18 protein-coding genes are annotated in these 18927 nt (G+C 65.8%); 5 read left to right on the top strand and 13 right to left on the bottom strand.

Annotated elements, in window-relative coordinates; all coding sequences use genetic code 11:
• Positions 1–28: 28 nt before the first annotated feature.
• The 5 genes from EDF57_RS12190 to EDF57_RS12170 are packed head-to-tail and all read right to left on the bottom strand — an operon-like array spanning position 29 to position 4632.
• Positions 29–1120, bottom strand: coding sequence for an LLM class flavin-dependent oxidoreductase (locus tag EDF57_RS12190; RefSeq protein WP_134094462.1), 1092 nt, complete (start codon positions 1118–1120; stop codon positions 29–31).
• A 26-nt stretch (positions 1121–1146) separates the two neighbouring features.
• Positions 1147–2379 (bottom strand): rhodanese-like domain-containing protein, encoded by a 1233-nt coding sequence (locus EDF57_RS12185; protein ID WP_134094461.1) that lies wholly within the window; start codon positions 2377–2379, stop codon positions 1147–1149.
• Entirely contained in the window at positions 2376–2996 is a 621-nt protein-coding gene (locus EDF57_RS12180) for a cysteine dioxygenase (RefSeq protein ID WP_134094460.1), read from the bottom strand. The genes EDF57_RS12185 and EDF57_RS12180 overlap by 4 nt, the downstream gene beginning before the upstream one ends.
• Positions 2993–3790, bottom strand: coding sequence for an ABC transporter ATP-binding protein (locus EDF57_RS12175; RefSeq protein ID WP_134094459.1), 798 nt, complete (start codon positions 3788–3790; stop codon positions 2993–2995). Before EDF57_RS12175 ends, EDF57_RS12180 begins: the two co-directional genes overlap by 4 nt.
• Positions 3791–3825: 35 nt before the next feature.
• Positions 3826–4632, bottom strand: a complete 807-nt coding sequence (locus EDF57_RS12170; protein ID WP_134094458.1) for an ABC transporter permease — start codon at positions 4630–4632, stop codon at positions 3826–3828.
• A 276-nt stretch (positions 4633–4908) separates the two neighbouring features.
• Between EDF57_RS12170 and EDF57_RS12165 the strand changes: the two genes are divergently transcribed.
• Positions 4909–5742, top strand: a complete 834-nt coding sequence (locus tag EDF57_RS12165; protein ID WP_132266573.1) for a LysR substrate-binding domain-containing protein — start codon at positions 4909–4911, stop codon at positions 5740–5742.
• Positions 5743–5851: 109 nt separating this feature from the next.
• Positions 5852–6547: a peroxiredoxin-like family protein gene (locus tag EDF57_RS12160; protein ID WP_134094457.1), complete on the top strand. Its 696-nt coding sequence runs from the start codon at positions 5852–5854 to the stop codon at positions 6545–6547.
• Positions 6548–6951: 404 nt separating this feature from the next.
• On the opposite strand, the gene EDF57_RS12155 is transcribed toward EDF57_RS12160, so the two are convergent.
• Positions 6952–7830, bottom strand: a complete 879-nt coding sequence (locus EDF57_RS12155) for a pirin family protein (RefSeq protein ID WP_134094456.1) — start codon at positions 7828–7830, stop codon at positions 6952–6954.
• A 243-nt stretch (positions 7831–8073) separates the two neighbouring features.
• Here EDF57_RS12155 and EDF57_RS12150 point away from each other — a divergent pair, with 243 nt between their 5' ends.
• Both EDF57_RS12150 and EDF57_RS12145 read left to right on the top strand, forming a co-directional pair.
• Positions 8074–9360, top strand: a complete 1287-nt coding sequence (locus EDF57_RS12150) for a DUF6683 family protein (RefSeq protein WP_134094455.1) — start codon at positions 8074–8076, stop codon at positions 9358–9360.
• Positions 9361–9570: 210 nt separating this feature from the next.
• On the top strand, positions 9571–10467 hold the full coding sequence (locus EDF57_RS12145) for a bestrophin family protein (protein WP_134094454.1): 897 nt from the start codon (positions 9571–9573) through the stop codon (positions 10465–10467).
• Positions 10468–10565: 98 nt separating this feature from the next.
• On the opposite strand, the gene EDF57_RS12140 is transcribed toward EDF57_RS12145, so the two are convergent.
• Together EDF57_RS12140 and EDF57_RS12135 are read right to left on the bottom strand one after the other, a co-directional pair.
• Positions 10566–11558 carry an aldo/keto reductase gene (locus EDF57_RS12140; protein ID WP_134094453.1) on the bottom strand — a complete coding sequence of 331 codons (993 nt, stop codon included), beginning with the start codon at positions 11556–11558 and terminating at the stop codon, positions 10566–10568.
• 29 nt (positions 11559–11587) lie between these two features.
• Entirely contained in the window at positions 11588–12556 is a 969-nt protein-coding gene (locus tag EDF57_RS12135; RefSeq protein WP_134094452.1) for an SDR family NAD(P)-dependent oxidoreductase, read from the bottom strand.
• Between the two features lie 150 nt (positions 12557–12706).
• Here EDF57_RS12135 and EDF57_RS12130 point away from each other — a divergent pair, with 150 nt between their 5' ends.
• Positions 12707–13636, top strand: coding sequence for an AraC family transcriptional regulator (locus tag EDF57_RS12130; protein ID WP_243841033.1), 930 nt, complete (start codon positions 12707–12709; stop codon positions 13634–13636).
• Positions 13637–13708: 72 nt separating this feature from the next.
• On the opposite strand, the gene EDF57_RS12125 is transcribed toward EDF57_RS12130, so the two are convergent.
• From EDF57_RS12125 to EDF57_RS12105, 5 genes are all read right to left on the bottom strand, one after another.
• Entirely contained in the window at positions 13709–14161 is a 453-nt protein-coding gene (locus EDF57_RS12125; protein ID WP_134094451.1) for a hypothetical protein, read from the bottom strand.
• Positions 14162–14468: 307 nt separating this feature from the next.
• Positions 14469–15683, bottom strand: coding sequence for a Xaa-Pro peptidase family protein (locus tag EDF57_RS12120; protein WP_134094565.1), 1215 nt, complete (start codon positions 15681–15683; stop codon positions 14469–14471).
• Positions 15684–15801: 118 nt separating this feature from the next.
• Positions 15802–16656: an SDR family NAD(P)-dependent oxidoreductase gene (locus EDF57_RS12115; protein ID WP_134094450.1), complete on the bottom strand. Its 855-nt coding sequence runs from the start codon at positions 16654–16656 to the stop codon at positions 15802–15804.
• 107 nt (positions 16657–16763) lie between these two features.
• On the bottom strand, positions 16764–17525 hold the full coding sequence (locus tag EDF57_RS12110; RefSeq protein ID WP_134094449.1) for an SDR family NAD(P)-dependent oxidoreductase: 762 nt from the start codon (positions 17523–17525) through the stop codon (positions 16764–16766).
• A 13-nt stretch (positions 17526–17538) separates the two neighbouring features.
• Positions 17539–18810, bottom strand: coding sequence for a cytochrome P450 (locus EDF57_RS12105; RefSeq protein WP_134094448.1), 1272 nt, complete (start codon positions 18808–18810; stop codon positions 17539–17541).
• Between the last annotated feature and the right edge of the window lie 117 nt (positions 18811–18927).

Below are 18927 nucleotides of genomic sequence, written 5' to 3'. Positions count from 1 at the left end.
AGTATTTCCAAAGCGCGGGAGGCCGGATTCAGCTTGCCAGCGCGACCTTGTCCGCTCCCTCGCGCGCGGCGAGTTTGGCGCGGACCACCGGGATCAGGTCGCGGCCATAGTCGATGGCGTCTGCCAGCGGTTCAAAGCCCCGGATCAGGAAGTGGTCGATGCCGATGTCGTAATATTCGAGCAGCGCATCGGCGACCTGCTCGGGCGTGCCGACAAGGCCGGTGCTATTGCCCGCCGCGCCGGTGAGCGCAGCCACGCCGGTCCAGAGGCGGGTGTCGCGGCGCTGGGTCTGGGCGGTTTCGAGCAGGCGCAGCGATCCGGCATTGGGCGGACGATGACCGCTGGTCGGCAAGCCCGCCGCCTCGCGCTGGGCGCGGACTTTCTCGGTGATCTCGTCGGCCTTCTTCCACGCCGCTTCCTCGGTATCGGCGATGACCGGACGCAGGGAAAGCGAGAACCCGGGGTTGCGGCCGTGCTGCGCGGCGGCATGGCGGACGGCGCGCACCGCCTCGCCCACTTGCTCCAGCGTTTCACCCCAGAGAGCGTAGACATCGGCATGGCGCCCCGCGACTTCGATCGCTTCGGGCGAGGAGCCGCCGAAGAACACCGGCAGGTTATCGGGCTTCACGGCGCTGAAGCCGCCGCGCACGTCGTAGAAACGGCCCGAATGGTCGAACGGCGCCTGCTCGCTCCATTCGCGCTTGAGCACATCCAGATATTCGTCGCTGCGCAAGTAGCGCTCGGCCTTGAGCGTATGCCCATCGCCATCGCGCGCCATCTCCTCATCGGCGCCGCCGGTGATGATGTGCACGGCAACGCGGCCGCCCGAGAGCTGGTCCAGCGTCGCCAACTGACGCGCAGCGAGCGTCGGCTGAGTGAAGCCCGGCCGATGCGCGACCAGGAAACCGAGACGCGTGGTGATCGCGGCGGCATGGGCCGCAACGATCTGGCTCTCCGGGGAACTTGAGCCGAATGGGATCAGCACCCGGTCGAACCCGCCCGCTTCCTGCGCGCGGGCGGCCGCCTCCACATAGTCCCGGTCGAGCGCCCGCGAGCGCGCGCCGCGGTGGATCTCCGAACTGTCGTTGAAACCGATATAGCCGATGAACTTGACGGTCATGATGCAATTCTCCCTGAGGTGTGGGATCAGATGACGAAGAAGCCGTGAGTGCCGTCGCGCTCCAGTTGGGCGACAAGGCCGTATTCCCAGTCGAGATAGGCCTGCATGGCGGTCTCGCGGTTGTCCGTGCCTTCGTAAGGGCGCTTGTAGCGGCCATGCGCCCCGCGCGGCGCCGGGGCGCCGTCGCCTCCGGTTTCCAGCGGACCGTCGAAGGCGTCAGCCAGCACCAGCACCTCCCAGCCGAGCTGGGCAAGCCACGAAGCGGTCATGTCGGCCCGCGAGCCGAGGTCGTCGGCCAGCACGATGCGCGCGCCGCGCACGGGGGCGAAATGATCGGTTTCCTGCACCAGCTGCCCGCCCGGCGCATTGCGGAACCCCGCGGGATGACCGGCCGCAAATTCGGCGGGCTGGCGCACGTCGAAGCGATAGAGAGTGCGATCGTCGTGGGCGAGCAAAGCCCTGAGGTCCGCGCCGTCGATCCGGCGCACGCCGGCGCGGTAGGCCACGTCACGGGCCCGCTTGCGGGCAAGGTCCTGTCCGCCCTCTTCGCCCTTGTCGACATTTTCCTGCCGCCCGGTTTCCAACGTCTGCCCGGCCAGTGTCCAGCCGATCGTACCGTTGCGCAGGGCGAAGATGCGGTTCGGCAGGCCTGCGTTGATAAGCGACTGGGTGCCGATGATGCTGCGCGTGCGCCCGGCGCAGTTGACGATGATCGTCGTATCCGGATCCGGCGCGGCAACGGGCGCTCGCAGTACGAGTTCCGCGCCCGGCACGCTGCGGCCACCCGGAATGCTCATGGTCGCATATTCCTCGAACCGGCGGGCGTCGAGAATGGCGATATCGGCCTTTTCCTCGATCAGCGCGAGCACGTCCGGCGCTGGAAGCGAGGGTGTCTGGCGGCGGTGCTCCACCAGTTCCCCGAAGGCCTTCGAGTAGCTGTTGACGTCCTCGAACAGTTCATAGCCCGCTGCACGCCAACCGGGCAGTCCGCCTGCCAGCAGGTCGACCTGCGTATATCCGAGCGCGCGGAACTGGTGCAGCGCCGGTTCGGCAAGCCCCTCCCCGTCGTCATAGACCACGATCGGGGTATCCTTGCGCGGGATGCGCCAGGGCGCTTCCAGGGCGATGCGTTGCAACGGAATCTGCGCCGCGAAAAGCGGGTGGCCGAGCGCGAACTGGGCCTCCTGCCGTACATCGATAAGCGCTATCTCACGGCGGCCCAGCAAGGCGCTTCGCACTTCGGCGGGAGAGACACTCATGCCCGGATCACTCCATTCCAGAGGTTGGGCAGAACGTCGTTCGCATAGCCCGAGATGAAAGGGCGTTCCTCGCCGCTGTCGCGGTACGTCGCGCGCTCGACGGCGCCAATATTGCCCCCGTAGACGTGGATCGAAATCGAGGTTCGGTCGGCAAAGGCATTGGCCACGCGGTGAATGTCGCCGACGTGGGGATCGATCCCTTCCACTTCACCTTCGCGAAGGTCTCCGGTCCCGCCTTGCTGGACGAGCGAGCCATCCCCGCGGCGCCGGTAGTTCTGCACGCGCTCCGCTCCGCGCAGCACGCCGACGAGGCCCCAGACGCGGTGATCGTGGATCGGGGTCGCCTGGCCCGGCCCCCAGACGAAGGACACCACGCTGAAACGCTCGGCGCTGTCGCAGTGCAGGAGGTATTGCTGATAGCGCTCGGGATGCGGGCGGGCGAAGGCATCGGGCAGCCAATCGTCGCGCGAGACCAGGCGGGCGAGCAGGTCACCGCCGTCTGCGAGGATTTCCGCCTGTCCGGCGCCGCCGTCGATCAAGGCCGCGAAGCCCCTCACGAAGCGGCGCAGCGGCGCCATATCGTTCGCAGGGATGACGAGAGAAACCGGCGCGTTCATGCCAGGCCTCCGGCGTGAAGCGCGATGATCTCGGCCGGCGAGGGACCTTCGGCTACGTGCCCGCCAAGCGCACTCAGTAGGCGGCTGCGCAGCCCTCGCGCGACATGGGCGCGCTCTCCGCGGGGCGCTTCGATCCGCTCCTCCGTGACGATGCGGCCCTGGTCCAGGAGGACGATCCGGTCGGCCAGCGCGATCGCCTCGTCCACATCGTGCGTGACCATCATCACCGCCGGCCGGTGCCGCGTCCAGAGCGCGAGCACGAGTTCGTGCATCCGCAGCCGCGTCAGAGCGTCCAGCGCCGCGAAAGGCTCGTCCAGCAGCAGCAGGCTCGGTTCGCGAACCAGGGCGCGGGCCAGCGCAACCCGCTGCGCCTCGCCGCCGGAAAGGGTCAGCGGCCAGGCATCGAGCCGGTGCTCTAGGCCCACCTCGCGCAAGGCATCCTCAGCCCGCCGGCGCACGTCGCCCTGCCGAAGCCCCAACGCGACATTGCGCCATACTTTCTTCCACGGCAGCAGCCGCGCATCCTGAAACACCACCGCGCGCGAGTCTGGAACCGTGACATCCTGCCCGGTCGTCGGATCGAGCCCGGCCAGAGTGCGCAGCAACGTGGTCTTGCCCGAGCCGGACCGGCCAAGCAGGGTCACGAATTCCCCCGGTGCGATGTCGAGGTTCAACCCCGAAATGACAGTGTCATCGCCGAAGCTGCGACTGAAGTCCCGCAGGCGGACGACCGGCGGCGTCATGTAGAATTCGGGCGCTGTCGCGCGGTGCGGACCGATCTTTCGGGCGTCCATGGCTGGGTTCTCCGGATAAGGTGCGGATCTGGGCGTCATTGCGAGACGATGCTGGGGCGCCACACCAGGGCGCGGCTTTCCACGGCGCGCACCAGGGCGTCGGCGGCAAGACCAAGCACCGCGTAGACCATCAGGCAGACCACGATGATGTCGGTCCGCATGAAGTCGCGTGCATTGTTGATGAGATAGCCGAGACCGGCCGAAGCGTTGATCTGTTCGGCAACGACCAGCACGAGGATGGCGACCGACAGGGAATAGCGCAGCCCGACCAGCAGCGAGGGGAGCGCGCCGGGCAGAATGACATGCCAGATCTGCTCGGCACGGCTCAAGCCGAAGCTGCGCGCACCCTCCAGAAGCCGCACGTCCACGCTGCGGATGCCGCTATACAGATTGAGATAGACCGGAAAGATCGAGGCGAAGGCGATCAGGGCGATCTTGGGCGTTTCGCCTATCCCGAACCAGACGATGAACAGGGGTGTCAGCGCCAGCGTAGGGATCGTGCGCTTGATCTGCATGATCGGATCGACCGCGACCTCTCCTTGCCGCGACAGCCCGGCGACCAGCGCCAGCACAACGCCAATGCTGATCCCGATCGCGAGTCCGATCGCCACACGCAGGAACGAGACCCAGAGGTTGTTCGAAAGCTCCCCGGAAAGCGCCATGTCCAGCATCGTCGACAGCACTGTCGACGGCGCCGCCAGAGTGCGTTCGGGAATGAGGCCACACCGCGATCCCAGCTCCCACAGCAGCAGGAACAGCAAGGGCGACAGCCAGCGTGCGCTGCGCAGCGTTTGGGCCAGCGCCCCGAACGAGAGGATGCGGGAGGATGGGCGGGCGCTCATTGGTGTCTTCTCGGATATGGCATCCGCGGAAGAGACATCGCATTGTCTACTAATTCAATTGAGTTTTGACGAAAGGCCTATCAGCCGCGCTCATAACGCAGGGAAACCCCGGATTCTCGTAGCTGAATCGTGCAGCAAGCGGGGTGAATGCCGCCCACTGCTTCCTGAGCAGCCACACAAGCATTGCCATCAGCGGGACAAACTCTACTAATTTGGTTGAGATAGTGCGGGCCGCTAGGTTCGCGCCGATGCCCTCTCTGAGCGAGTGATTCTCACATGCCTGTAAATCTGCCGACCAACCTGCTGCGCAGCTTCGTGACGATCGTCGATACGGGCTCGATGCTCAACGCAGCGGAACGGGTCTTCGTGAGCCAGTCCGCACTGAGCCTGCAAATCAAGCGTCTGGAGGAGCTGCTCCAGCAGGCCCTGTTCCACCGCGACGGCCGCCGGCTCACGCTGACCCCCTCGGGTGAGCTGATGCTGGAATATGCCCGCAAGGTGCTGAACATTCATGACGAGGCCGTCGCCGCCGTGACCGCGGGCCATTTCACCGGGCCTGCGAGAATCGGCATGGTCCAGGATTTCGCCGAGATGCTGCTCTCCGGGCTTCTGGCCCGCTTCGCCGAACTGCATCCCGAGGCGCAGCTCTATTCGCGGATCGCCGGAACTGCGGAATTGCTGGGCCAGCTTGAACGTCGTCAGTTGGATATCGTGCTGGGCTTTGCCGCGGCGAGCGATCCGGGCGCCATCGCCAGTGCGCCCATGGCCTGGTACGGCAACCCCGACCTCGCCCGGAAAACCGTGGTGCAGCTCGCCGTGCTGGAGCCGCCCTGCCGCTTTCGCGAAGCGGCGATCCATGCTCTGGAGGAAGCCGGGCGGCCCTACCGGATATCCGTGGAGACGCCCAACCTCACTGCCTTGCGGGCGGCTGTCGATGCCGGGCTGGGAGTGACCTGCCGCACGCATCTGTTCCTGCGGGACGCGCCGCTGGAAGATGGAGACTTGCCCGCCCTTCCCAACGTCTCCTGCATTCTCCAGACCGCACCGAACCTGGACGGCCCGACAAGCCAGCTGGCCAGCCTGGCGCGCGAAGTCGTGGCCGCGTTGTAGACCGCCAAGCCCTTATTGAAAATTATCAAGGGTGCGACTGCGCTTCTTGTTATCGCCGCCGCGGCGCCCCGCCTAGCCTTGCCCCCGGACATCCATCCGGAGGGAAAGAATGACGAAGAGCCTCAAGGATCGTTTCACCGAGCTTCAGGCCGAGCGCGCACGGACATGGAGCGCCGAGCAGCTCGAGCGAAACGCTGCGCAGCGCCGTGAACTGGCCAGACGTCACGACCCCGCGACATTGCCCCGCGCGGGTGACGTGATCGCGCCTTTCAGGCTCATCGACCAGGATGGAGGGGAACTCACCCGCGACCGGCTTCTCGCAAAGGGACCGGCGGTGCTCGTGTTCTTCCGCTTCGGCGGCTGCCCGGCCTGCAACATCGCCCTGCCCTATTACAACGAAACGCTATGGCCCACGCTTCGCGAGCAAGGCGTTCCACTCGTTGCCGTCAGCGCGCAGATCCCCGTCGATCGGGCGCTGATCGAGCGCCATCAGCTTGGCTTCACCGTCGCCAGCGACCCCGGCTATGCACTGGCGAGAGACCTCGGCATCACGTTCCTGCCCGAAGAACAGCCTGAAGTCGCGCCCGGCCAGGAATGGATAGGCTCGACACTCGGCACGTTCAGTTACGAAATCGACCAGCCTGCCGTCCTGGTGCTTGGCAAGGACGCCAAGGTCCTGTTCTTCGAAGCGAGCCCGGATTGGCTGCAACGCACTGACAGCGAAACGATCCTGAGCGCCCTGGCAAGCCAGGGAACAAGCCTCGGGCATTTCGGCGAACCGCTTGATGTGCAGTCATCCTTATAGAAAACGCGCCGAGGCCAGCGAATGGCGAACTTGAGCACGGACGCATATTCCGGCTCTGCTCTGTGTTGCTGCCCATTGCCTGTTGAGCGCTCACGGTGACCACTGCGGTCCCAAGGATGATCCCCGTCATCGCTCACGCCCGGTCAGCTTTTCCGCCACAAGACCGCCATTGGCGCCGATTTGTTCGGAGCGCCTTCGCGCGCTCCCTCATCGGTCGGAAATCTGGCGTCGATTCCTCCGCGAACACCTTCCGCTTTAGGGGAAGGCGCTGGCGGCCAATTAGGCAGGGAAAGGCGGCGGGTCCCAGGGTAAATCCGAGCGCCCCTCCGCCATCACCCTTCTTCAGCACACCTCGCATCAAGGCAGCCTTGCGGAGAGTGCCTCTCCCCGCAAGAACGGGGCCGTTACTGCCCGACGCCGCGCAAGGGGCCGGTGCCGTTGAACTTGCCCGCCTGATAGTCGCGGATGGCCTCGCCGATTTCCGCCTGGGTGTTCATGACGAAGGGACCATGGGCCACCACCGGTTCGCGGATCGGGTCGGCATGGCCGAACAGGAGTACCGCGTCGCTTTGCGCCTCGATCGAGAGGGTGTCGCCATCATCTCTCACGGTGACGAGATGCCAGGCGTTCACGGCCTCGCCGCTGACCGAGACGCTTCCAGATACGACATAAAGAAACACGCTCCGCTCTTTGGGAGCCGGCAGGTCGATCCGCGCGCCGGCGGTCAGACGCACGGTCGACATGAAGACGCCGGTGAGCGACGGGATAGGGCCGGTGAGGTCCCCATACGTGCCCGCTATCAGGTTCAGGCTACCCTGCCCTCCGGCGATCGGGATCGCGGGAATGCCGTCGACCTGAACGCCGGTGTAGCGCGGAGGTGACATCTTCAGCTGCGACGGGAGATTGACCCAGAGCTGGAGGATTTCCAGGGCACCGCCCGCTTGCTTGAAACTGGGCGGCGACACTTCCGCGTGGATCAGGCCGGAGCCTGCCGTCATCCATTGCACGCCGCCCGCTTCGATGATGCTTTCATGGCCGCCCGTGTCGTGGTGGGCGAGATTGCCTTCGAGAATGAAGGTCACCGTCTCGAAGCCGCGGTGCGGATGCGGACCGAAAGGCAGGCCGTTGTTTCCGGGCTGATAGACCTGCGGGCCGTGATGATTGAGGAAAAGGAACGGATCGACCTGATCGAGCCCCGGTCCCGGCACCGGCCGCCGGGTGACGAGGTCAGCGATATCGTCGCGGCGGGCGGGATGGATGCCGGCAACGGAACGGCTGGTCATGGGAATTCCTTTTTGGAAAGCACGCGGCGCAAAGCGCTGGTCTTGCTTCGTGAGGTCCGAACGCGGTTCTGATGCTCCGGATAGCAGGAGGACCCGTGATGGCAATCCATTGCAGCTTGATGGCAGGGTCAGGCGGTACGGCAGGGACCGTTCGCCCCATCATTCGAACGGCCTGTCGCCCCTGTCATGACCGCGTTATGTCTCAGCGGCCAGCGTGGTTCGGTGTGTCCCGAAGGAGGTCCGATGCTCCCCCGCGTCCTGATACCGTCTGCCCTCCTGCTGCTGGCTTCTGGTCCGGCCGCCGCCGCGCAGTCCGAACCGGCCACCCGCTTTCACCGGGACCCCGCGCTCCTTGCCGAGAAGGAGGCGAAGATCGTCGCTTTGTTCGGGCAGAAATCACCGCAGGCCGGGGCGGAACTGGAGAAGCTTTTCCGGGAGGATATCGTCGCCAAGGTCCGGCCCGCCTATGGGAAACTCGGCTTCGATATCGAAGACGTGGTGGATCTCGTCTCCGCTTACTGGATGGTCGCCTGGCTGGCCGCAAACGGCATTGTCGATGACAGCCGCCCCGATCGCGAGACAGCGCAGGCAGTGCGGGCGCAGATGCGCAAGGTGATGCTCGCCAATCCCGGTTTCGCCGCCCTGGACGACCGCGGGCGGCAGGATATCGGAGACACCATGCTGCTCCAGGCGCTGCTTGCCGAAATCCAGATGCAGGCCGCAGCCACGCAGGGCGCCGCGATGAAACGGCAGGTGAGTGACGCCGTCCAGGCGCAGGCCGCCGCTCTGCTCAAGGTGGACATGCGCCGCATGACGCTGACGGCGAAGGGCTTCGCCGGACAAGGCGCACCATCGGCAGCGGGAACCGCCCCGCCGCCCCCTGCCCCAACACCCGTGCGGGCGTCAGGGATGGCTGCCACGAGCAAAGCTGCCGGCCTGTATTTTCGCGCGATTTCGGGCGGCGGCGGGGTCGACTGGGAGCCGCTCGCATTCTTCGGCAACGGCGAATACTGGGAGATCGGCGCCACGCCGCTCGACGAGTTGAACGTCGCAGAGTCCAAGGCGCGCGAGCCGCACCGCTGGGGGCGTTGGCAGCAGGCAGGCGGAGGCTTTCGTCTGACCGGCAGCGACGGCCATTCGAACGACTACACGCTTCCCTCCGGCAACTTCTTTCCGGCCTTCTCCAGCGCCCAGGGCGGGGCAACACTCTCCGGTGCCTATTCACGCACCAGCTCCAGCGGGCTGCAAGGCGGCGGAACGACCGTGGCACTGTTCGTGGACAAGATCCGCTTCACGCCGGACGGGCAGTTCGTGGAGGGATCCAACATGGGCGCGATGGGCAGCGGCGTTTACGCCGGGCGCAACACTGGTGGCAGCGGGCGTTACCGGCTGTCCGGCACCACGCTGGAACTCACATATGCCGACGGGCGGGTAAAGCGGACGAGCTTCGCTTACGGCGCGACCGGGCGGCCTGCACACCCTTCGAAGGACATGGTCTTCATCGGCGGCGATACTTTCGTCACGGACTAGGCCGGCAAGGCGCACCCACCATGCGAATGCCTTGCAACCGCTGCAAGGATCCCTGCGAAAGTGGCTCTTGCGGCTGGTCGGCGGCTTGGATTAGAGCCATGCCATGCTGATCGAAACCCAGGCTTGCGCAACCCGCTACCAGCGTGACGGCAAGCCCCCGCATGTCGTGGCCGCGCATGGTCCCGCCGCGAATGCTGCCGAGATTTCCCTATGATCGTTCGCCCCAAACCGGGCCTTTGGGATGTCGCTTTCGCTATCAGGGGATCGATCCTTCCCCGTATCGTCGGCAGGTTGGTGACGATCGCTGCCGTCAGCTGTCTGGCCGTCATGGCCGCCGGACAGCGGCCGGACCTGTTTTCCCGGATCGGCACCACGCCTTTCACGCTGATCGGCATCGCGCTTTCGATCTTCATGAGCTTTCGCAACAATGCCTGCTACGATCGCTGGTGGGAGGGGCGCAAGCTCTGGGGCTCGCTCGTGATCGCCGGCCGCTCACTTGCGCGCCGCGTCGTCACTCTCGAACATGCCGATCAACGCAGGTTGCTGATCGGCATGTGCGGCTTTACGGCGGGCCTTGCCGCCCGGCTGCGCGGAAGCGGGGAAACGGAAGAAATCGCCAGGCGCTGCGGCAGCGGGCCATGGGACGATGCCGTCAATCCCAGTGACAGCCTGCTTCGCGAACTGGGCCGTCACGGCCTGGAACTGGCGAGGGACGGACGGGTCGGCGCGATCCACCATTCGCTCATCGAGGAACAGCTTCACCTGCTGGCGCAAGTCCAGGCCGGCTGCGAGCGCATTGCCCTCACCCCTGTTCCCTTCAGCTATTCGCTGCTGCTGCACCGCACCGCATATATATTCTGCCTGGCGCTGCCCTTCGCGCTGGCCGGTTCGCTGGGTTGGTGGACACTCCTTCCGGTCCTGCTGGTCAGCTACACCTTCTTCGGACTGGATGCACTGGGCGATCAGCTCGAGGATCCCTTCGGCCTCGAACCCAACGACCTCCCGCTCGACGCCATGGTGCGCACCGTCGAGCGCGAGATGCTGTCGGCCCTGGGAATGACCGACCTGCCCGATCCGGTCTCCCCGGCGAACTACGTGCTGCGCTGATTGCCGGGCAGGGTTGCACCGCTTTCAGCCCGCTTTTCGCGCGAGGGCAGGCCGGCGATCGTTGCCGGCCTGTCCTGCTTTCCGGTTCGCGCGATCGGTCAGAGCTTGACGCGTGCCATCCCTGCTTCGTTGTAGCGCGGGCCGGCCGTTCGGCCGCTGGGTGCCGCAGCCTCGATCACGGCCAGATCCTCGGCAGTGAGCGTCACGTCGGGGGCTCCCGCGCTGTCGCGCAGAGTTTCGCTGCGCTTGAACCCCGGGATCGGGACGATATCGTCTCCTTGCGCCAGCAACCACGCCAGCGCGACCTGGGCATTGGAGACACCGTGCCGCTGGGCCACCGAGCGGACCGCATCGACGATCGCAAGGTTCTTCGGCATGTTCTCGGGCGAGTAGCGCGGATCGTTGCGCCGCCAATCGCCCGCCGGAAGATCGTCCAGGCTGCGAATGCCGCCGGCCAGGAAACCCCGCCCCAGCGGGCTGTAAGGCACGAAGCCGACGCCGTTCTCACGGCAGGCATCGAGGATCTCCCCTTCCACGTCGCGCTCCCAGATCGAATATTCGCTTTGCAGCGCTGCAATCGGATGCACCCTGGCGGCCCGGCGCACCGTATCGGCGGCCGCTTCGGACAGGCCGATGTGGCGCACCTTCCCCTCCTTCACCAGTTCGGCCATGCCGCCGATGGTCTCCTCGATGGGGACGTTCGGATCGACGCGGTGCTGGTAGAACAAGTCGATGGTGTCGATGCCCAGGCGCTTCAGCGATCCCTCGCAGGCGCGCCGCGCGTTTTCGGGGCTGCCATCGACGTGGGTCGGCGTATCGCCATCCCAGCGCATGGCGAACTTGGTGGCGATGACCAGCCCTTCGCGCCTGCCCTTGATGGCAGCGCCGACCAGTTCCTCGTTGCGGAACGGCCCATACATCTCGGCCGTGTCGAAGAACGTGATGCCAAGGTCGATCGCCTCGTGGATGGTGCGGGTCGAAACCGCGTCATCGGCGAGGCCATAGTTGATGTTGCCTTCGCGGATCATCGGCATGCAGCCGACACCGATCGCGGATACCTTCAGGCCTTGGCCAAGAGTGCGGTACTTCATGTTGTCCTCTCCTCTGTTCGGGCCCGGCGTCAGAAACGCTCGCCGACCATCTCTTCGCTTTTCGCCCAGAGCGCCTTCGCATTGTCCGGATCGAGCGCATAAGGCTGCACGCCGCCGCGCAGGCCTTCGCTCTCCTGGACTTCCGCGACCCGGCAGTCCTCGCAGTAGCGCCCCCCGATCTGCGATGGTTCGGCAACCACCGCAGACCAGAGCGTGGTAGCCGCGCCTTGCGGTATCGACTTGTAGACCAGCGCAGACGCGCCCGCCGCTTCCAGGCTCGCGCCGATCGAGGCGACGAGCGCCTCCTTTTCGTCCTGCGTCATGTGGCGGGACAGCTCCGTATCCCAGATCACACCCGGATGGACGGCCACGGCGCGTATGCCCCTGTCGCGATGCCGCCTGTCGAACTCCACGGCGAATAGGATGTTCGCCGTCTTCGAGCGTCCGTAGCCGAGCCAGGGATCGTAGTCGCCGCGCTCGAAGTTCGGGTCCTCCAGGTCGACGTTGCCATAGCGGTGCCCGGCCGAGGACAGGTTCACCAGCCTGCCCCCCTCGCGCAGCAAGGGAGCAATGCGGTTCACCAGCACGAAATGGCCCAGGTGATTGGTGCCGAACTGGGTTTCGAACCCATCCGCAGTCTGCCCGAAAGGCGGCGCCATCACGCCCGCGTTGGCGATGACGATGTCGAACGGCTGTCCCGCCTCATTCAGGCCGTCCGCACAGGCGCGCACGCTCGCAAGGGATGCCAGGTCCAGCTCGACCAGGCTGAAGCTGCCGCCGCCGGTCTCGGCTGCCGCACGCACCTGCTGGGTCGCCCGCTCGGCCTTGGCCAGATCGCGCACCGCGCCGACCACTTCGGCACCGTGGGCCACCAGCGCGCGGCAGGTCTCTATGCCGATGCCGGCAGAAGCGCCCGTCACGAGCACGCGCTTGCCGCGAAGGTCGATCCCGCCAAGCACCTCGTCGGCGGTCGAAGTCTCTCCGAAAGGATGGGTCATGATTGTCTCCGGTTCGTGGCGCTCACCACTTGAGACGGTGAGGCCAGGAGGCGGATATAGGGCGCGGCCCCTTGCCCAGGGTGCCCGATCGTCTCAACGCCTTGCCCAATCCTATCAGCGCGGTTGCATCACCCCGCGGGCAGCCCGATAATGACGTTCATGCAGGACACGCTCAATCGCATGTGCCGGCGCGTGGAGCGCCATATTCCCGGGCCGTACCGCGATATGCCCGCAGACATGCCGGTGCCGCGCCTTCGCGTTCACATGGCATGCGAAGCCGGGGGAACGATCAGCAGCCGGTATGAACCGATGATCTGCCTGGTCCTGCGCGGCGCCAAGCAAGTGACCATCGGCAATCGCGTGCTACGCTACGATGCCGCAACTTGCTTCGTGACGTCGGTTGAGGTCGCCGCCGTCGGTTGCGTGACCGAGGCATCGCGCGAGCGCCCCTATATCGTCACGACCCTTGCACTCAACCGCGAGGTTCTGGCCGAGCTGCTTGCCGAACTGCCGCGCTCGTCCGGGCCGTCGGAACCGGCAGGTCCGCTGGCGGGCTTCGGCGTGGCACCCGTGACCCGCGAAATCCTGGATGCCTGGGAGCAGCTTCTGGCCCTTCTCGACAGTCCGGCCGACATCCCGATCCTCGGTCCGGCCCGCGAACGCGAGGTGCTCTACCGCCTGCTCCAGAGCGGCCATGGCGGAATGCTGCGCCAGATCGGGCGCGAGGATAGCCGCCTCTCGCGCACGCGCCGCGCAATCGAATGCATTCGTCGCAATTTCGACCAGCCGCTGCGCACCGAAGCGCTCGCCGAAATTGCCGGGATGAGCGTTCCTTCGTTTCATCGGCACTTCAAGGCCGCCACGGGCATGAGCCCGTTGCAATACCAGAAGAGCTTGCGCCTCCAGACCGCCCGGCGCCTGCTCACGGCCAGCCCGGACGCCGCGCGCGCGGCATTCGCCGTCGGCTACGAGAGCGCCTCGCAGTTCAGCCGCGAATATGCCCGCCAGTTCGGGTCGCCGCCGACGCGGGACGCCGCCCGGATGCGCGAGGCGACCTCCGAGCGGTTCGATCTGACCTGATTTCCAGCCTCGGCGTGACAGCAAGCCCGGCCGCTCTCCGAACGGTTGCCTGCTCGCTCGCCGCGCTTTCATTCAGCGAAGATCCTGCGTGAGCTGCCAGCAGCCGTTCTGCCATGCGAACAGATAGCCGGCCGGCTTGCCAATGTGCCGCTCGACCGTCCAACCGTCACCCTCTTCATCGTCCCGCAGGATCGCAGGCTGATAGGTGAACCTGTAACTGCCGTCGGGCAGGTCCTCGAATTTCACATCCAGCGCGGTGTAGGGCTGGCTCGGATCGGCTTCCCAGCGCTTGACGGATGCCGTGTCGGCGAATTGCCAGTCGACATGCGAAACGTTGAAGATCCGGTAATTGCTGGCGGGAAGGTTCGTACCAGACGCCTTGGCGGGCTGGCGAAGCGCGCGCTGTTCGACGGCCGGCGCAGTGTATTTCGCACGCACCGCCGGCGAGGCGATGAAAGCGTCGAGGAACTGAACGAATTCCTTTTGCGAGCAACCGCTTTTCGCCTGGGCCATCGCCTCGGTCATGTCCGTCTGGGTCTCGGCGAAAGAGGCCTGGCCCGTACCCAGAAGCGCGAGGGTCGCCGCGGCGCACGTCAAAACGGAATATCGCCCGAGGCCGAAAGGTCTAGTCACGGTAAAACTCCCTAATCTTGAGAAAAGGCCCTGCGCACTCGCAGCGGGGCCAGTTGCTGGAATTCGACGCCGAGCGCGATACTCTCGCGTCAGGACAGGTCCAGGTTTTTTGGCAAGAAGCAGATGAGACGAAGCGTGGCGTGGCGCCTTTCAGTCGCGTAAGGGGGTCCGGTCTTTCAGGCAGTCGAGCGCCGGTCGTCTATTTTGGCACCACAGTTCCGATTGGTTGCTCCAACGACATGGGCGGGTTGGAAAACCAGGCGGGGCCGTTGGTCGTCATGTGGAAGCAGTCTTCGAGCCTCACGCCGAACTTTCCGGGCAAATAGAGGCCCGGCTCATTCGAGAAACACATGCCCGGGGCCAGCGCCGTCGTTTCGTTGTGAACCAGGTTGACCGGCTCATGGCCATCGAGGCCGATGCCGTGGCCAGTGCGATGCGAGAGGCCGGGCAGCCGATAGCGGGGACCGAAGCCGCGCTTCTCGTAGAAAGCGCGAACGGCATCGTCGACACGGCCCGCAGGCAGTCCCACTTGCGCGGCATCGAAAGCAATCCGCTGACCTTCGTGGACGGTATCCCATATCGCGCGGACCTCGGAAGGCGCCTTTCCGAGAACGAAAGTGCGCGAGACGTCCGACTGGTACCCTTCGACGGTACAACCGCAGTCCATCAGGATCACCTCGCCCTCCCGCACGGTCTGCGGTTTATGCGACCCGTGCGGATAAGCCGAGGCCTCGCCCAGCAGGACCAGCGAAAATTCCGGCGTGCCGCCCAGCTTCACCGTCGCCGCATCCATCAGTGCGCCGATCTCGTGCGGGGTCATGCCCGTTTTTATGCGGGGCCAGACCCAGCGATAGGCCGCGATCGTCACTTCGGTCGCCTTCGTCATCAGCGCGATCTCGGCGGGCGTCTTGATCATGCGGCAGCCGCGCACGACCGGGTTCGCGGAAACGATCCTGGTTCCCGGCGCGCGTCTGGAGAGACCGTCGCTGGCAAAGAAGCGGACCGTTTCCTCGACGGCCACCGTGCCGCTGGAAAGACCGCGCTCCTTCAGCGTAGCGGCGATGAGCGCAATCGGATCCTCGTCTTCCTGCCAGACGCGGACGTCCGCGGGGATCGCCAGGGTCTCGCGCACCGAGGGTTCCTCGAAGAACGGAGTGACGATCACCGGCTCGCCCTTCTGGAAAAGCAGCGCTGCCGTCAGGCGTTCGCTGCGCCACCATTCGATGCCGGTGAAATAGGCCAGGCTCGCGCCAGGTTCGATCAGGATGGCATCGATCTCATGCTCCCGCATCAGCCTTCGGGCGCGTTCGAGGCGCCCTTCGCGTTCGGAGCGCGAGATGGGAACCGCATCGGAGGTGATCTTGCGCAGATCGCTGGTGTCGATGTCGGCCAGCAACGGGCCGGGCAGCAGCATGGAGATCGCCAGCGCGCCTCCACCAAGGATCAGGCCGCGGCGATCGGATCGAAGAGAAGTGCTCATGCGAAATCATGGCACAGGATCGATAGCCGTCAAGCCGGCAGTGCCGTGCGGTTCAGGTGCCGGGCGATGGACCGTCCTGCCCTCGGTCATGCGCCTTGAGCAGGGCGTCGAAGGTCTCTTCCAGCTGGGCACGATAAGCGCCATGAGTCACGATGTAGCGCTCGTTCGCCAGCAGATCGGGGAGGATATTGCGCGCCGCATGTTCGGCCGTTGCCACATGGTCCGACGAGGTCATGCCCCTGCTCTTCATCATCGCGTCGATATCGTCTCGCCTGATCTCCATCTCGCCCATCTCCCGAGGCCGCGCCAGGGCGCTGCTTTCCAGATGCCGGGTCGCCATGCCCGCGGGGAACGCTATCGAAACGCCGATGCCCTCCTCGGCCAGTTCCATCCGCAAGGTCTCGGCATAGCCGGTCACCGCGTATTTGGAAGCGGTGTAGGCTCCCATGCGGATGCCGGGCGTCAACGCCGCCGACGAAGACGTGACGAGAATACGCTTCAGGCCCTTCGAGCGGCGGATGAGGGGCAGGAAGGACTGGACCGTATGAATGGTGCCCATGACGTTGACGTCGAGCACCCAGCGCCATTCCTGTTCCGTCAGCCGCTCCAGCGGGCCGAACTGCTGCACGCCCACGTTCGCGCACAGGATCGAGCAGTTCCCGAAGCGATCCGCCACAGTAGCGGCCGCAGCCTGTACGGCGCCCGCATCGGCGACATCGACACGCAGGCCCATCGCCTCCCCGCCTTGCGCGCCAACGCGGTCCGCCACCTGCTGCGCGGCGCTGCCGTCGATATCGAGAGCCGCGATCTTCATGCCCGCTTCGCGAAACCGGTCCACCAGCGCCGCGCCGAACCCGGAACCCGCCCCTGTCACTACAGCCGTGCAGCCCTTCAGTTCGTCGGTCATTGCGCTCTTTCCTGAGATGGATCGATCCGGGCCGAAGCGCGCGGCGGCTTTCGGCGGAATTATGGTCGTGCGGGTCGCGGCAAGGTCGCCTGCCGGCCTGCCAAGGGCTACATCCACGTCCCGCCGTTCACGTTGATTTCCTGGCCCGTGATGTAGCTTGCCTTGTCGGAGCACAGGAATTCGCAGGCGTTCGCGATGTCCTCGGGCGTGCCTGGGCGGGCAATCGGGATGGCCTGGGCAATCACCTCCAGCGGGGGCACTTCTCCCGAATTCACCCCGGCGCGGGCCAGCGGCGTATCGACCAGCGACGGGGGGATCGTGTTGGCCGTGATGCCGTGAACGGCGAGTTCGCGCGCCAGCGAACGGGTAAGCCCGATCACCCCGCCTTTCGAGGCCGCGTAATGCGCACGGTCCTGCGCGCCCGACTGCGCCGCCTGCGAGGAGATCGTCACGATCCTGCCCCACTTGCGCGCCACCATGTCCGGCGCGGCAAGCTGGACCGTGTGGAACACGCCGTTGAGGTTCACATCGATCATCCGCTGCCAGGTCTCGACCGACATCGTGAGGAAGTCTGCCGAGGCGGAAATGCCCGCATTGGCGATGACGATGCTGATCGGGCCGAGGCTGCGTCTCACCGCATCGTAAGCGGCGGCCATATCGTTCCGGTTGCTCACGTCCGCGCGAAGCGGCAGCACGTTCGCCCCCTCGGCCCGAAGCAGGCCCGCTTCGCGCTCCAACGCCTCTTCCTTCCGGTCGAGCATCGCCACGGGATGGCCATTCCTTGCAAAGAGCCGGCAGATGCCGAGCCCCATTCCCGATGCGCCGCCGGTGACGACGACGACGCGATCCTTGTTCGTTTCCCTGGTCATGATCCTATCCCGTTCAGGCCGGAGTGAGCTTGAGGTTCAGCGCGGCCAGACCGCGAATGATGAAGCTGGGTTCGTATTCCAGCTTGCGCGCGCCTCTTGGCCCGTGGATCGTTTCGTCGAGGTCGATGTCGCTGGTGCGGGACAGGAATTCCTCGAAAATCGCGCGGACTTCCACCCGCGCCAGCGGCGCCCCGGCGCAGACGTGCGCGCCGCGCCCGAAAGCGAGGTGTTCCTTGATGCGCGGGCGGCCGAGGATGAGTTTCCCGGGATCCTCCCACCGCCGGGGATCGCGGTTCGCGGCGGCGAGGGCGATGAAGACCTTTTCTCCCGGACGCACATCGAAGCCGGCGATCTGCGCGGGCTTCTTCACCAGCCGCGCGGTCATCTTCGTGGATCCTTCGAGGCGCAGCACTTCCTCAAGGAAATCGGGAATGAGCGCCGGATCGGCGCGGAGCCGTTGCTGCAGCGCCGGCATGTCGACCAGATGGCGCATGGCATTACCAAGCAGCTTGGCGCTGGTGTCCTGCCCGGCGCCGAACAGGAACGTCGCAAGGCGCACGATCTCCATCAGGTCGGGCTGCGATCCGTCCGGATAGGCGGCGGAGGAGAGTTCGCTGAGAACGTCCCCGCGCGGAGACTGGCGCCGGTCAGCCACGTACTGCGCGAAATACATGCCCATGAGGACCAGCGGCTGGTTCTGGGCCGCGAGATCGTCGGGATCGAGACTGCCCGGAGGCGGACCGGCGTCGATGGCGTCCATGAACACCTGCCGGTCGTCGGCCGGAACGCCCAGCAGATCCGCGATCACGAGGGTCACGAAAGGCGTCGCGATGTCCTTGATGAGTTCGCAGCGCCCGGCCGCGACCGCGTCCCCGACCAGCTGGCCCGCCAGCTGGGATATGAACGCTTCGTTGGCCCGCAGCTTCGATGGCGTGAACAGGCGGCTGAGGATCGAGCGCGAGAACGTGTGCTGCTCGCCGTCGTAGGCGACCAGCAGGTCGCCGCCCACGAAGCCGCCGCGATGGGCCTCGATCAGGGGCGAGAGGTCGTCGCCCCCGGCCTCGAACGGCAAGGGCGCGGCAGGCCCCTGCGGCGCAATGACCGAAGAATAGTCATCCGTGTTCTTCAGAACTTCCAGCGCCTCCTCGAACCCCGTGACCAGCACGATGTCGCGGCCGGGAAGGCGGTAGACGGGGCCCCGCTCGCGCGCCGCTTCGAAGTAGGCGTAGGGATCGAGGAGAATATCGTGGTCGGTGAAGTAATCACGTTCGGCGAGCTGAGTCATGGGAAACTCTCCCGTTGTTCAGGTGGATCCTGGCGTCCCGGCCGGGTGAACCGGCCCCTGCGCGATGCAGCCGGAGGGCGGTTCGAAAGGAAAAAGAAGGGCGGCGCAGTCTGGAGG

This window comes from Novosphingobium sp. PhB55, from assembly GCF_004368805.1.
Classification (GTDB): domain Bacteria; phylum Pseudomonadota; class Alphaproteobacteria; order Sphingomonadales; family Sphingomonadaceae; genus Novosphingobium.
This window is presented reverse-complemented; position numbering and strand designations above follow the sequence as displayed.